The sequence below is a fragment of the Bacillus sp. JJ1609 genome, from assembly GCF_036967045.1.
Taxonomy (GTDB): domain Bacteria; phylum Bacillota; class Bacilli; order Bacillales; family Cytobacillaceae; genus Mesobacillus.
This window is the reverse complement of the sequence record NZ_JBALSS010000031.1, coordinates 64211-80686: the sequence shown is the minus strand read 5'-3', so window position 1 is coordinate 80686 and position 16476 is coordinate 64211. Positions and strand designations below refer to the sequence as shown.

Annotated in this window: 8 protein-coding genes; 1 reads left to right on the top strand and 7 read right to left on the bottom strand. The window is 40.6% G+C overall.

Features of this window, described 5'->3' with window-relative positions:
* Nucleotides 1–397: 397 nt before the first annotated feature.
* Together V7654_RS20545 and V7654_RS20540 are read right to left on the bottom strand one after the other, a co-directional pair.
* Entirely contained in the window at nt 398–2959 is a 2562-nt protein-coding gene (locus V7654_RS20545) for a bifunctional 2',3'-cyclic-nucleotide 2'-phosphodiesterase/3'-nucleotidase (protein WP_335432703.1), read from the bottom strand.
* A gap of 495 nt (nt 2960–3454) precedes the next feature.
* Nucleotides 3455–4039 (bottom strand): hypothetical protein, encoded by a 585-nt coding sequence (locus V7654_RS20540; protein ID WP_335432702.1) that lies wholly within the window; start codon nt 4037–4039, stop codon nt 3455–3457.
* Nucleotides 4040–4283: 244 nt separating this feature from the next.
* Here V7654_RS20540 and V7654_RS20535 point away from each other — a divergent pair, with 244 nt between their 5' ends.
* Nucleotides 4284–4799, top strand: a complete 516-nt coding sequence (locus V7654_RS20535; RefSeq protein ID WP_335432701.1) for a hypothetical protein — start codon at nt 4284–4286, stop codon at nt 4797–4799.
* 198 nt (nt 4800–4997) lie between these two features.
* On the opposite strand, the gene V7654_RS20530 is transcribed toward V7654_RS20535, so the two are convergent.
* The 5 genes from V7654_RS20530 to V7654_RS20510 form a co-directional block, all read right to left on the bottom strand.
* Nucleotides 4998–9932: a S8 family serine peptidase gene (locus tag V7654_RS20530; RefSeq protein ID WP_335432700.1), complete on the bottom strand. Its 4935-nt coding sequence runs from the start codon at nt 9930–9932 to the stop codon at nt 4998–5000.
* 508 nt (nt 9933–10440) lie between these two features.
* On the bottom strand, nt 10441–11415 hold the full coding sequence (gene galE, locus V7654_RS20525; RefSeq protein WP_335432699.1) for a UDP-glucose 4-epimerase GalE: 975 nt from the start codon (nt 11413–11415) through the stop codon (nt 10441–10443).
* Nucleotides 11416–11521: 106 nt separating this feature from the next.
* A complete protein-coding gene (locus V7654_RS20520; protein WP_335432698.1) occupies nt 11522–14995 on the bottom strand; it encodes an S-layer homology domain-containing protein in 3474 nt (1157 codons plus the stop codon).
* Between the two features lie 403 nt (nt 14996–15398).
* The gene (locus tag V7654_RS20515) at nt 15399–15665 is read right to left on the bottom strand and encodes an IDEAL domain-containing protein (RefSeq protein WP_335432697.1); all 267 of its coding nucleotides are present in this window, start codon (nt 15663–15665) and stop codon (nt 15399–15401) included.
* A 110-nt stretch (nt 15666–15775) separates the two neighbouring features.
* A complete protein-coding gene (locus tag V7654_RS20510; RefSeq protein WP_335432695.1) occupies nt 15776–16333 on the bottom strand; it encodes a competence protein ComK in 558 nt (185 codons plus the stop codon).
* Between the last annotated feature and the right edge of the window lie 143 nt (nt 16334–16476).

Below are 16476 nucleotides of genomic sequence, written 5' to 3'. Positions count from 1 at the left end.
GGGGTCAGTCCCCCATCATATTAACGCTTTACCTCAGTGGGGGTCAGTCCCCCGGCGCTTTAACGTATTAACTTACTGGGGGTCTGACCCCCAGCGAATTAACGCATTACATTGCTAGTGATATATTCTTTGCTTTTCTTCTTATTATGCATATGTTGCAGGATATCTTATTAAAAACAATAAAACCAATTTTTCCTCTTACTAATATTTATTGACGCATTCAGTCCTCATTTTGTTTCTCAAAATCCCTACTGGTGAGGTCCCTCAGCATATTTTTTTAGTAATTACTGGATGTTACTGCATGTTATTAACGCTTTAAAGGGCTGGGGGTCTGACCCCCAGCCCTTTAAAGCGCTAAAAAGCCCTCCAATTTTGGAGGGCTTTCTGTATGGTTTGTTTATTTGTTTAATAGTAATGATACAACTTTTGCTGCTTGTGCTCTTGTTGCTTTGCTCTTTGGCTGGAATTCGCCGCCGATTCCTACCATGAAACCTAGTTCGTTTACTGCATTGATTGAGTCTTTAGCGAAGTTTGATGCTTTTTCAGCGTCAGCAAATTTAGCTGGTGCTTGCGGGTCATACTTTTTGCCAGTCTTAACTTCGTAGGCACGTACAAGCATTGCTGCCATTTGCTCACGGTTAATTGGAGCATTCGGATCAAACTTATCGATAGTTAATCCAGCAGTAATACCTGCTTCATAAGCTGCTGCGATGTCAGCTTCTAGAGCTCCAGCAACATCCTTGAATGGGTGGTCTTTAGTTGCTTCAAGCTTTAATGTACGTGCAAGTAGCGATACAAATTGACCTCTTGTAACATTTCCGCTTGGATAAAACTTGTCAGCAGATTGACCTTTGATAATTCCTGCTTCTGTTAATTCAGCAATGAATTCAAATGCCCAGTGGTCTTTTTTAACATCCTTGAACTTCTCTGGTAATTCACCTGGCTCTGGCTTTTGTGGCTGCCCAGGGTTTTGCGGTGGTACAGGATTTGTAGCTTTAACTTTCATATCAAGAGCATATTTAGCAAATCCATCCGCTTGTGTTGCTACATATTTATAGTTGTCAGTAGCCTTAACATGCTGTTGGCCTTCTGGTGAAGATAAGAAGTATACCTTCACATCTTCGTTAATTGTTTTGAATGACCAGTTTAAGTCTGGAGTTGGGTCAATAATTTTCTTTTCAACAACATAGGCAGAAACAACTTCCCGGCTTGATTCAGGAGCCTTAACGATGATCTCAGAACCCTTCACACCTGGGAAAGTCCCTGAGGCACGATAGTCATTTGTTGCTACTACAAATTTTTGTTCTGGATCAACGGCTTTACCGTCAAACTGCAGGTTTACGATACGACTTGAATCTGCACTTACAACTTTTCCACTTCCATCATATTTCGCAGGTTTTGTTACATCAACTTCATAAGTAACACCATCAATTACATCGAAATTGTATGAACGGTATTCTGTATTAATGATGTTTTGTTCTTCAGTTACATCCGTTTTAATTTTGTTGAACTGTCCTGCCGACATTTCTAACCATTCTTTAAGCTGTGCACCAGTTACAACAATAGCCTGTAAAGTGTTGTTGTCGTATAAATATAAGTCTGCTGCATTTTTAATTTGCAGAGTTCCGGCTGCAACATTAGTGTAGTAGTTTGGATTGTCGCGTGTACCTGCTTTGAATGGTGCAGCTGCAGAAAGGACAGGAAGTTTCTCATATGGAGTTCCCTGAATCGCCTTTTCTGTATACCATTTTTGAGCAGCGTTCAACACTTGGATTGCTTCATTGTCTTTTATTTGAGAGAAATAGCTATTGATTGGAGCTGTTGTTTTACCAAGCTCACCCTTCATATATTCAATAGTAGCTTCATGTTCATGTTTAACTGCGTCTACAATACTTGGGTCAGCATCAGCATTGGAAGTAGTTCCAGAAGCATCTTTTGTGAAAATTTGACGAGTAGAGCTCTTAGTGTCAGTAATTGTCCACTTTCCTGCAGCATCCTTCTCAATAGTCATGTCAATCAGACCGAGGTTATCTCCCCACATACCTGCTTGTACAGTGGCAACTCCGTTTAAAGTACCTTTTTCAAGATCAGCACCTGGTACTGAAGCATATTTAGCACTTGGGAACGTTGCATGTGAATGGCCAAAAAGAATAGCGTCAATTCCTTCAACCTTGCTTAAATTGTGAACAGCATTTTCTTCGTTTTGTCCATTGGCATTCGGGTCAATTCCGGAGTGTGGAATTGCAACGATTAGGTCTGCTCCAGCAGCTTTCATCTCAGGAACAAACTTATTTGCTGTTTCGATAATATCCTTTGCAATTACCTTGCCACCGATACGTGCAGCATCCCACTGAGTGATTTGCGGAGGAACGAAACCAATAACCCCAACTTTGAGAGTGTGTTTTTCTCCGTCAGCATCTGTCACTTCTTTATCCAAAATTACATAAGGAGTGAATGCGTTTTTGTCATCAGTAGCATCATCGATATAAACGTTAGCATTCACGTAAGGGAACTGAGCACCCTTTAATGTACGATCTAGGAAATCAAGGCCATAGTTGAATTCGTGGTTTCCTAGGTTACCTGCATCATAACCCATAAGATTCATAGCCTTATAAACTGGGTGGACTTCTCCATTCTCCAATTTATTTACCTTTGCTACATAGTCTCCCATCGGGCTGCCCTGGATCAGGTCACCGTTGTCAAACAATAGGCTGTTTGGCGCTTCTTCTTTTGCTTTTTTTATCAATGTAGCTGTTTTGGCAAAACCGAAGTTCAATACTGATTTATCTTGGTAGTAGTCATAGTTCATCATGTTGGAGTGTAAGTCTGTAGTTTCAAGAATGCGGAGTTTTACTACATCTTCGTCCATCACTTCTGCATAAGAGATTGACGGTGTAGCCTGTGGCACGATTATACCTAGCGCTAATGCTGTAGCAGCTATCTTTTTAATTTTCTTCAAGGTTTTTCCCCCTAAATAAATGTAATCGGTTGCAATGATTATTTTAGCCTATTAAAATATAAAAGTTAATAGATTTTTTAAAATTAATATTTATTTTACAATAGGTATCGTAATAATGGAAAAAAGCGGTTAATTAACACGTTATACCGGTTGTAGGTCAGTCCTAACGGTGTAATACGACTTGGTAGATTTAATTTTTTCATCTTCTTTGCGGTTATATAGGTTAAAAATATTGTACGCAAGGGGATTAGTGTTAATCCTAAAAACATGGTTATTGGCAGTGTAGGGTCAATGCCATTCTTTCTTATGTAACCCTCGTAATCCATGGTTGATCTGAAAATGAGTTCGACGATTGCATTGGAGCTCATAGATGTTAAGAAATAGCAGTTAAACATGCTTAAATGTTCCCAGGCCATAAACCACGCGCTAAAACTTTCACAGGTGATTCCTTCCTTTTTCTATTAATAAATTCGTTTTGAATGAAACTTGGTGAATCTACTTTTTTGATTTCCTTGCCTTAACAACTATTAAAAACAAAACAAGAGACAAAACAACCAGCACGAGCGCTTCAGTATTTTCCTTTAAAAGTGAGGAAGATTTTCTTTCAATTGAATGCAAGAATGGCTCAGGGATTGGTTCCTTCCGATTTTCGGCATATTTGATATGGTTAACCGTGTTTCCGCCTAATGCCGGTTCCCATCCGTATTCTCCCTCAACCAGCCAAATTTCTATGACATCCCCTACTGCAATATCCATCCTCTCTCCTCCGGTATACTCTTTTGCCTGCCAGGATGGAATATACCAATAATACGCCTCGATGCTTGTTTTCTCTTTTTCTGTATTGGGTACCTTAATCAGTCGGTCTACCTTAAGGTTCATTGTTCTTACTTGCTGGGGATATTGCTCACTCTTGGATATGTCCTTAAAGAGCTCGTCGGCGATGACGGTTCCGATTAAATGTAACGGGGCTTCATTCTTTTTCTCTTCCACTTCGGTTGGTGGAGGAGCTGCCAGTGAGGTGGTTGTCGCCAAATAAAAACTGATAATCATAATGATCCATAATCTTATCATTCCTTTCATAATCGAACCCCTCACTTCATTAATGACCCTAATAGCTAAATGAACAATTACCATTTTGTACAAATAGACGTATTAAAATATAAATACGTTTCATTCAGAAGGGAATCTTCCAATGTCTTTAACGAATTAACGCGCCGGGGGTCAGACCCCCAGTGCGGCGATGCGTTAGTGCGATGATATTACTAATAAACGATGAAACTCTTCTCCTGCTTATACGTCAAATGATCAAAGGAGTGGTACTTGAATGAAAAGGAAGTTTGCTTTGTCTTTCGCTATATTCTTTTCTTTAGTTTTAATTGGATGTGAAAGCAGTGATGAAACTGAAACCAGCCAAATAAGAATTGTAGAGTCGGAAAAGGTTTGGCCTGTGAATTTTAATGAGATTGCATTTAAGCGTGAGGAATCACCTTACTATTCTTATGCAGTAAGAACGACGAGTAATGAAAGCGACTTTGAAAAAACATGGGAATTCTATCAGTTAACGAGAAAAAGTCCTCAGATTAATTTCACCACAAAGGAAATCCTTTTCCTGAGTGTTGAGGAATCGGGAAGCTGCCCATTAGTCCTAAACTCTCAAGATTTGAAACTAACGGAGCAAAAGATTACGATCAATCTTAGAGCGCCGAATGGAAATTGCACAGCCGATGCCACCCCTCGAACCTTTGTAATAGAAATACAAAAAGAAAATTCAAAGGAAAGAACAGAAGTCTTAATATTAGAAGGCAACACCAAAACAACAGTCCCATTTAATGAACATTAAGTTTGGATCAGCCGCTCAGCGCTTTAACACTTTACCTTGCTGGGGGTCTCCCCTCCAATACGTTAATCAACAAATAGCAACAGGCACCATCCAAAACTGGATGGTGCCTGCCACTTTAAATGGAATTACACTCCGGCACTTTACTACTTTAAACCGCCGGGGGTCTGACCCCCAGTGCTTTAGTGTGCTAAATTGTGTTTACTTCAGTTCTCCTAGTGCGTCCAACAGGCGGTATAGGATGACTGCTGATTGGGCGCGTGTTGTGTCGGCTTTTGGTGCGAATGTTTGGTCTGCGTAGCCGTTTACGAGCTTAAGTGCTGCTGCTTGGCCTACGTAGTCTTTCGCGAAGTTGCTGATGTTCTTGCTGTCTTTGAATGAAGCTGGTGCTTTTACTCCATCAAGAACGCTAGCGTCTTTGTATTCGATCGCTCTGATTACCATTGCGGCCATTTGTTCGCGGGTAATCTTCTCGTTTGGAGCAAATTTGCCATTGCCCATGCCGGAAATGATTCCAGCTTGGTTTGCTGCTTCGATTTCAAGTGCAGCCCATGTGTAGCTTGCAGGTACATCTTTGAATGTTCCTTTGTATTCAGAAGTAGGAAGATTCAATGCACGTGCTACCAACACTGCGAATTGTGCACGAGTGACACTTTCGCCGTGAGCGAACAACTCATCTGTTTTACCTTTTACGATCTCACGGGAAGCTAAAACTTCGATTTCATCTTTAGCCCAGTGAGTCTTGATGTCTTTGAAAGTCTTGCTGTTTTCATAGATTGCAAACTTGCCAGTTTGATGAGTCTTGAATGTGAATGTTTCACCAGTTACTTTACCGCCTTCGTAATCCAGCTTGCCGCCAGTTACAGCGTATGCAGCAACCTTGCGCTTATCTGTGAACGTCTTGCCGCTTACAGATACAGAAACAGCTACTGGCTTATCGAACTTCGTATAAGCAGTTTGCTTTCCATCCTTCTCAACAACTACAGACAGGTTCACTTCAGCAAGCGCTTGTGCAGCTGATGCTTTAACTGCTGCTTTACCGATTGTGAAGATAACATTACCTTTCTCCTTAGCAAGGTCAGCTAGAACAGTGGCTGGAACGTCAACTGATTCACTGCCTGTCTTAAGTGTAAGGCTCTTCTTGCTTTCTGCCGCCTTAGCAACTGAGTCTGCAGGAAGTTTTGCTTTAACTGTATTTACGTTTGCAACGGAAGACAAGTCTAAAGTTACATTCTTGCTTGAAGAATCATTAAGTGCTGCTGCGAATTTCTGCTCATCAACAGATACTGTTGCTTCGCCCTTAGAAGTGTCTACATCAACTTGACCAAGGTCAGTATTTGGTACTGGAGCAGGTGCTGGTCCAGGAACGGTTCCACCGCCAGGAGTTCCGCTTTCAACTAGTTTCTTGATTGTGACTTTTTCAGTGGCTTTGTGGCCAGCAAGGTCTGTAACTTCAAATACGAAGTTGTTGTCGCCATCTTTCAGATCTAAATCAACGTCAATTGTTTTCTTGAAATTACGCATTGCGTATGGCTCAAGGTACTCGTTGAAGAATACTTCGTTTCCATTTACATAAACACGGATTTCATCGAAGTTGTCAGCAACATCAAGTGATACTTTTACCTTATCAACTGATGGCGCAACCGCTCCTGGTGCTCCTTTTATTTTTAAAGTAGGGGCAGTTGAATCCACGAATACTGTGCGCTTGAAGGAAATCTTGTTGTTCTTTCCATCAACAGCACTTACGTCATAATACTTGACTCCGTCTGAATCAAAAGTCAATTTAGTTGAGAAGTCATAACGCTTTTCAGCTTGGTTATAAACTAGCTCTGCATCTTGTCCAGCTACTTTCAAGTCATGGATGCCAGAATTGTCAGCAACCCATCCAGAAACAACTGTTTCTTTCGTATTGATTGTTCCAAATGCTTCTGGAGTCAATACGTGTACATCTGGAATTTCAACATCAGCAGCATCCTGTGCGTTAACTACAGTGATGTTACCAGCATAGTCAACAGCCACAACATCTACATAATTCGTTTCAGAAACTTTGCTAAGTGTATATGTGCCATCTCCACTTAATGGAGCATCTAGTACAGACTCACCATCAACAAGGACATCCACATATGCCAGGCCGCTTCCATTTTCATTGTCAGCCGCATTCGTAAGTGTCAGTTCCTTAGTCTCAGCATTGAAAGCTGCTTCAACTGTTGGAGCTGTTACGTCTACTTTTACAGGGAATTTGAATGACTGCCATTCAGCACCTGGGTAGTCTACGATCGCACGAACCTCGATTTGGTAGTCTCCTTCTGGAACATTCTTAAGATCAGCCACGCCATCCCATGCTCTTGCAGGGTTCAAAGAATACTCTGGGCTTCTTGCGCCATCATAGTAATTCTTTCTAACATTGTTTTCTGTACGTAAAGTACGGATTTTCTTGCCGTCCTTATCAAGGACATTGTATTCTACTTGCTTCGCATTTCTTAGGAATGAAACAATCGGAATTACTTTATCCTGTGAGCCGTCGCCATTTGGAGAGAATGCCATGTACTCAGGCTTCACTTCATCCTTCACTACGTCATAGCCAAGGAAGTTGTAGTTCTCATCCAATAGGCCAGTCATTCCGTAGAATGTGTTCGCATCCCACATTGGAGCATCAACAATTGGTGCCTGGCCCCATTTACCCTTAAAGCCAACGTATGGAACAGTCAACGCAGGGTTAGTGTCAGCAGTATCTGTTAGAGTAACGTAACCTTCAGCAAAATAGCCGTTCTTGAAAACATCCTTTGCAGGAACATATCCGGTAGCATTACGGTTTATTACCATAGCAGCAGCAAGGTCAAGCTCAACAGTTATTTCTTTTTCCTCACCTGCAGCAAGCTCAATAACCGGCTTCTCTTCAGGATTGAATTCCACACCATTAACAGTCATTGGAACGTTTTCTAATGGCTGAGCTTCAAGTTTGCTAGCTTCATAGCCCATTTCTCCGAAAAGGACAAGGTCAGTCTGGACATTGACACCTACATTATAGCTAACAGCTGCATCAGAATAGTTCTTAGCTTTTAATGTAAAAGTAGCCGTGTCTCCTACTTCACGCAGAGCAACTTTTGCTTCTCCTGTTGTTTTTTCAGCAACTACTACAGGAGTCGATAATGCTGCGTGCAGCTGCATTAATCCAGCACCCTGGCGTCTTGGAGAGTAAGGAATGCCAAATTCAAACATATTATTGATTGCGCCCTTATCGATTACAGGTGCACCAGTGTTCATAAGAATATTTTTAGCAAGGTTAACTCTTTCAAGTCCCTTCACGCCAAACTCTGAATCAACACGCTCAAGTACTAGAGCAGATCCCCCGGCAACGTGTGGAGCCGCCATTGATGTACCGCTCATCATTCCGTATTTGTTATCATTGAATGTTGATAAAATTTGTCCGCCTGGTGCGGTGATTTCAGGTTTGAAATCAAGGTTTGGAGTCAAGCCCCAAGAAGTGAAATCACTCATTTTATCAGCAGATGGATTGGATGCTTTTGTCACATCGCCTTTGAATTCCAATGTTACTGATTGATTTGCCTCAAGTGCAGCTTTTAATGCGTCTCCATCAGTCTTCAGCATGAATAGCTGCGGAATTTTGATAGTAGCATCCGAAGCCATATTTACATAGCCATCTGCATTGTTAAAGATGATGACAGCAGCCGCTCCAGCAGCCTGCGCATTCTTCGCTTTGTCTACGAAACCTGCTTCACCACGCTTGATTAACGCAATCTTGCCTGTTAAATCCAAGCCAACAAAGTCATCCGCTTCAGGAGCTGTTGGAGAATTGCCTGGTTTACGGCCTAGGCCTGCATATACAACTTCGTATGCTTTCTTCTCGATATCATTCGGGTGTACTGAGCTTGCAGACAAGAATGGATATTTGCTTTCTGCATCTCCAACTTTAGCAGTGATCGCATCAAGATCCATAAACTTGTTTTCAAAAGATGCTACCTGTAAGGAATTGTAAGAAACACCTGGAGAACCAGATACTCCGATGTCAGGGTTGTTCGGGCTAGGGTTAGCCGAAGTCCATCCGTTTCCGAAGTGAGCAGAGTTACCTGCAGAGATAGACATTAGCACGCCATTATCGACTGCTTTTTGAACAGCTTTTTGTTCTGGATCTTCAGGTAGAACGAATCCAGCCGTTGAACCTAAGCTCATGTTGATAACATCAACACCCAGCTTGATCGCATCGTCAATTGCTTTTACATAAATATCACTGAATGTAGATGGCATTTCAGGGTCATTACCAAAAACCTTCAAACCAAGGATTTGCGCTTCAGGAGCAATACCCTTGATTCCGCCGTGTTCTTCATCCCCGTTAGCACCAACAGTACCTGATACGTGCATTCCGTGCATGGAAGCTTCTTTACCAAGGTCAAGAATGGTATCATTATCGTCCATATAATTGTAGCCATAAGGTACTTTTTCCGTATAATACTTACCCTTCAAGCCATTATCTTTAGCGATTTGGTCCACGTCTGCTTTTGAAAGCTCTTCGTCTGTATCAGCTGAAAGAATCATGTCTCTGTGAGAAGGGTCGATACCAGTGTCGATAACCCCTACAACCATTCCTTCACCTTTATAGCCATATTCATCCCAAGCCTTTTGAGCTTCAACCAATTCCTTACTGTAAAGCATTTCAGGCTTTACTTCAGGACGCTTATATTCATGTGTAATATAAACGTCTGAAACATTTTCCAGATTCTTTATAAATTTAATGTTCCCGTACTCTACCTCAGCACTAAATCCGTTCACTACTGTTGTAAAATTTTCGAGAACTTTTACATTCAATTTTTTTGCGCTCAATTGAGAGACTAGCTCTTCTTGCTGCTTAAGTGCTGCAGATTCCAAACTCTCTTTTGTTGCTTCATCCAGCTCGTTGTACTTCACTCCTTTTTTCTGTGCGAAGTCAATCGTTGGCTTGTCCTTAAGTTCAACAATTACACGGACCTTCTGATTCTCCTCATAGCTTACAACAGCGTCAGTCAAACTTCTTTGAACCTGTGGTTTCACCTTTGCTGCCGGTTCAGGAACAGCAGCCATGGCAGCATTCGAGAATGCCATCGACAATACAAGAGCACTAACAATACCTTTTTTTAACACCTATTTTCCCCCTTATGTAAATTTAGTAGATTTTTAAAATTTACCCCTTCCTTTTAATATTCTGGAATTTATAAAAATTCCGATTATTTAATTAATACCATATATTACTTTAGTAGTAAATATCTATCAGAATAGTATTTCAAAAGAATTAGAGTTTTATTTTTCTAATCAAAAAGCGCTAGTTACTATCCAAAAATTGGATGTATACTAGCACTTTCATTCTAGGTTATAATTATTCGTTTCGTTTTGCGTAATATTTTTATATTATTTTTACACAATCAATTCTAATTGTACCTTAATATACTGGATGGGATTTAAATTCGCCGCTTTCAGGCACTGAATGATCTGCTCTATTTTTATGCTAAATCTGAGTTCCAGGAGAATCTATTTTTTTACTTTGATGCCACTTCCGTTACACGTCTGATAATATCCATGGTTTGAGGTTACTTACATGTACCCGATTGATTTATTCTATACTTTAGATGCAACTTCCAGGCTCCCGCCTGATCTATTCTGCACTCTGATGCTTATGCCATTTCCAGGCACTAGCAATAATCTCTTCCAAATTCCGCTCTGCCTTCCAGCCCAAAGCCTGGTAGATTTTATCCGCAAAAGCAACCAATCTTGCCGGATCACCCGCACGGCGTTCAGCAATGACAACGTTCGCCTTACGTCCTGTTACCTTTTCACAAGTATCGATCACTTCTTTTACTGAATAGCCAAGGCCGTTCCCCAAGTTATATGTGGCGGTCTTATTCTGACCATTCAACAGGGATTCAAGGGCAACAATATGGGCATTCGCCAAATCCGTCACATGGATATAATCACGGATGCATGTTCCGTCTGGCGTTTCATAGTCATCTCCAAAAACGGAAATTTGCTCGCGCTGTCCAAGTAGATGCTGGAGGATGATCGGAATCAGATGCGTTTCAGGATCATGCATCTCACCGATTCTTCCAGAAGCGCTTGCCCCCGCTGCGTTAAAATAGCGCAGAACCACATATCGCATGTCATACGCATACGCGAAATCCGCTAAAATATTCTCAACCATGAGCTTTGACTGGCCATATGGATTGATCGGAACAGTCGGGCTGTCTTCACTGATTATATCCACGTCAGGAATTCCATACGTAGCAGCCGTTGATGAACAAATAAAATTCTTCACGTTGTATTTCATCATCACTTTTAAAAGCGTAAGTGTGGAGGCCACATTATTCTCATAGTATTTCAGCGGATCAACGACTGACTCTCCTACGAGACTATTAGCCGCAAAATGCATGACTGCCTTGATAGGATGTTTGCTAAAAACAGCCTCAAGGTCCGCTTCGTTCCCAAGGTCACCCTTCACAAAAACAGCACGAGGGTCAATCGCCTTCTCATGCCCAGTCGAAAGATTATCCAACACCAAAACTTCATTCGTCTTAACCAATTCTTCAACAAGATGACTGCCGATATAACCGGCACCGCCAACAACTAAAATCATATAACGCTCTCCCTTTATCACTTTCTTTATCTATAGTTTACTATAATAATAAAAAAAGCGACAGACACCATCCAATAATTGGATGGTGCCTGTCAACTGTTACTATTTAGAAATCAGATAAAACGAATCCTTCATTTGGTCTAAATGAATTGCCATCTAAATCCATGAGTGTATCGTCTATTATGATAGTGACAGGCCTTTCAATTATTTCCCCTTCTGGTCCTGAAATCATGATTGCAGGTCGTTTCCCATTGCTGCTGTCGCCATCAAAATCTTGCAAATAAACTGCAGTTGTACCGTTAATTACTCCATAGTCTTTTTCCACAGTAACAGCGGCAGATACGTCTGCATTATTCTCTAACTCAACACCAACAGTTGATCCTAACGCTTCAGATAAATAAGCTACTACCACACCTGGGTTACCATCCGTGTCGCTAAAACTAAAGTTATGGCTGAACGTAGGATAATCTACGGCTTCAACAGTTACTACTTTAAGTTGCTCACCAGCTTCTGAAGATAGAGCAAAGTCCACTAGGTCTCCTGCCTGTAAATTCAGGCTATCCATATATTCCTTTTTAAGATGAATGATTCCAAAATCTGGACCTTGGGTTTCATAAGTGTAATCACCATTGCCATCGCCGGTGTCTTCCTGTAATACGGAATCACCATTGCTGATTGTAGCAAAAGCTCCTACTTCTTCTGTGTTTAGGGGAAGGTACAACCCATTGTTAGTAATAGAATCAATATTATATTCTAGATATTCATTTCCTGGATAACCCGGATCACCGTTTCCGTATAAACCGAAATAAATATCACTAAGATTTTTTACTCCATCCGTATCCGTAAGTACTCCCTCTGGCAGATAAATTTCACCTACCATTGAAAGGTTTACAGATTGTCCCTCTAGAACTTTCAATCTAATGACATCAGTATCTAAATTTTCACCCGCGACAGATGATACTTCGACTTTCCCGTCAAATTCCGTTCCCGCTAATGCATTACGAACGGCTTCTACAGCTTCGCCATTGCTATTTTCCAAAACTGTATTGAATTTTAAATCGATTGTATCGCCAGCTTCTAAGGTTCCCTCTTCAAGAGTATCTGATTCAATCATGACTTCCTGAGCCTCTGGACCTCCATAGAATTCCAGTTCCTCATTTGTTAGTGTATTGATTGCCTCAACATTCATAGTCTCGCCATTGTTGGATACAGTCATTTCAAATACAATCCAATAGCGTTCCGTTCCATCACCTTCAGGTACACTAAAGGTATAATCCGGAGTAGTTGAATTTCCTTTGAAAAATTCTACTTTACCGCTTGAAGTTGATAGTGGACTTTCGCCAGAGAAGTTATGAACAATAAATTTATATTTTCCGTCTTTTAATTTTCGGATTGTAGTCGTTTCCGGACCAAATGAATCAACATCATCCCAGTCCAGGTCAACAATCCGCTCACCATTTTCAGAATGGATTTCATCAGCAAACCAAGTATGGAACATTCCAGTTCCTTCTGGAGTATATCCATATAAATGGGAATCTAAATCACTTGGATTTTCACCCCATGACAGCATCACTTTCACTTCATTTGTTGCCGCGGCACGGATCGCTGTTTCATTTTGCTCTAATACATACTGGCTGGTCTCAGCAGTACCAAACATATAGGAAGTCATATATCCTTCACCAGAAAGCTCCCCTGTATAAATTCCTGCAGGTAATGATACAGAATAATATCCGTATTTATCCGTAGTTGCTTCTCCAACAACCTCACCAGTTGTAGTACCTGAACCCGCTCTGAATTTGATTTTCAGACCAGCGACACCTACTCCATAAATATCAGTAATTTTGCCTTCGAAGCCAGTTCCAATCTTAACCTCAACTGTCCGTGCTTCTCCACTTACTTTTTCACTTGCCGGCGCAACTGTAATTTGTAAAGTTTTGTCAGCGTTTCCTTCCAATGCTACCGGTTCGTATGTGAAACGTTGCTGGTTTGGATTATATGAAAGATTTTGTAATTCAACTGATTCTTCAGTTCCATCTGTTCCAACCAACTTAGCCGTCACTGTAAAATCACTTTCGTTTAAGTCAGCGACAAAGGAATCCATTTTCACATCAATGATCCCTTGGGTTGCAGACGCTCCTGTTAAAACAGTCGTTTCGATATTAGAATAGCTCTCTGTGACAGTCTGAGCTTGATCTCCCGTTCCAATTTGGATGCTTTCACCCGCTGGAATAGTCAAAACAAGATTACTTGGACGAGCCTCTAGCGATGTTCCCGCAGCATTAATTTCAGCTGTTGAAACTGTTCCTGTTCCTAATACAGTAGCTAATGCGTTAATGATCAATGTCTGGATATCCGTTTGTTCTGTTAAATTAATTCGAACGTTTGTCGCTCTTGAATTAACAGTATCAAACGTTCCTGTCAACGAAACAGCCAGCTCTGGATTTGTACTTTGGACACTTTCGGCAAGGACAACATTCGTGAACCCAGGGGCATTTTGATCCAAGTTCTTTTCTTCAACTTTTACATAGGATTCAATTTGCAGATCAGCTACAACTGTTGAACCTTCAGCAACGATTCTGATTTTCCCGTCGTTTTTATTTACAATGACAGTTGCTAAGACCGTATCATTGAAGTAGATACTATTTTCTCCTCCACCTCTTACTTCAGTGGTACCAGAAACAGTCACTCCATTTAAATAAACTTCTCCTTCACCAATGCCAGCACCTAAAATAAGGTTACCTGTAATATTCACGTTCTGAAGGGTAACTCCAGGACTTGAAATGACTACATCACCATTAATAGTCTGGGTCCCTGATGCAGGTCCGTAAGTACCAGCTTCACTGATTGGCTTTGAAAAATCTACCGTGGAAGGTGGTGTTGGCGGCTCTGTAGTTGGCGGTGGTGTTGGATTTGAAGGAACAACAACTCCCCCATTATCTGCAGGCACTTCAGGTGTCTTAACAATTTTTTTACTATTATGGATAAAAATTGCGATTTGGCCGCGAGTCACTGCTTCTCCAGGACCAAATTCTGAAGGTGATTTACCAACTGTGACCTTATTTTCAACAAGTGTGTTCACGTATTGAAAGAACCAATCTCCCTGCTTAACATCTTTAAAACTATTTTTTGACTCCTTGCCTGTTAATTCAAAAGCATTAACAAGCATTTTTGCCATTTGTGCTCTAGTAATTGTGTCATTGGGCCTAAAAGTTCCATCTGCATATCCAGAAATGATTCCTTTTTTCACTAACGCAGATACCGAACCAGCAAACCAAGCATCTTTGTTTACATCAGAGAATGAAACTTGTTTTTCCAATGTAACATCGAGGCTTAATACAGAAGCCAGCATTTTGGCAGCTTGTGCCCTAGTTACATTCAAATGCGGTCTAAAAGTTCCGTCAGCATAACCCGAGATTGCCCCTATTGATGTCATGGACTGTACAGCATCATAATAGGCTGAAGTCTGTGGTACATCACTAAAAGAACTTGCCTCAGCTTGAATTACAGGTGTTGCAACGCTTGTGATAACTGCAGCAGATACAGCTGCAGCTAAAAATTTCTCATACTTCTTTTTCCCCAAAACCATCGACACTCCTCAAAAGTAATTTATATAGTCGTTTTAAAAACGAAAATAACGGTAAAAAAATATAATTTTTCTATTTATAGAAAAAATATCCAAATATAATTATATTAATATATCAGTAAAAATCAAGACTTTCAGACTACATTTTTACCAAAATAGTTAAAAAATATGGATTAAAGGTAATTATTCTCCGTAAAAGTGAAGAACATGGTTCTATAAGTATTAGTTTTGAGGACAGGCTTTAATAAATCTTTGTTACTAAACTGATTAAAGGGAAAATTGATGGGATAATTTAATCATTGCGATTTCGGTACTTAATATGTTGTAGACTTTTGCACAGAAAAAAACGCCATCTACTAATAAATGACGTTTTAATATACTCAATCGAATTGTGATAACTTTATAAAATCTCTTCCCATCCCTCTGAAGTCAATGCCATAAATCTCTCTTTATCGCGTTTTTCAAGTGAAAGGTCAATTTCCTCAGCTCTTCTTTTTTCAAGGAAAGTATTTTGAACCTTGTCGATGATCTCACCAGCACCTTCTGTGTATCGTGTTTTTTCCTGCTTGAGAAGGTGCTGTGTGTTATCATCCGTCTCTAAAATATCCATGAATAGTCCTCTATGCTCTTCGGGCTTATAGAAATTCGATTTCTTCTCGTTGTTCATCATCAACACCTCTTTCGGTTTAGTAGATTGTTACTATCTATTTACCCACCTTTGCCGACAAAATAAACGTGTCTGGCACCTTCCTATTATTTGGAAGATGCCAGACACGTTTATTCTTTCTTCAATTCATACCGATTTAAGCCAGGACCCTCAATAATTTTAAGCCCTTTTTTCGGCTCCAGGTAAAAAGTAAGCGGGCTTTGTGAATTCCTCAGCATACTCTCTCTTAACTGGATCGCTTTATTCTTTTTATTTTTAAAAGAAGTTTCCTTCATCTCGATTTCAAACTCATGGTTATAACTCAGAAACACCTTGGTCCTTCTGATTCCGGAAGGCTTCGTATCTTTGACGTGCATCAACGAAAACCAGATACAATGCTCATCCCTGTACGATTTAGTCGGAAACAGCCAGATTCCGAGATTGCAATTGATTCTAATCGGGCACATGTGGCATTCCCCGAGTATGTACCTGGAGCTTCTGCGTGCTGCTCTGAAATCTGACCCCAAACACAGCAGAGCCTTGTTAATGAGCTCCATTGGTCGCTTTTTCACGAGAAATGTTTCTTCACCCTCGATTACCCTTGTCCACTGACGGCCATTCTTAACATACTCTCCAGTCAGCAGCACAGTTTTTTCATTGATATTATAATCATCTTTTACAAGCTTCATATAAACGCCTCACCTTATGCATTATTTGCGAACAAGGGGAATATTTCAGTTGGATTCAATCCAACATCAATCCCAGGAAATCATGCTGTTGACGAATTCCCCAGAGTTTATATTTTATAGGTGAATCTATAAAGTACGTTTAA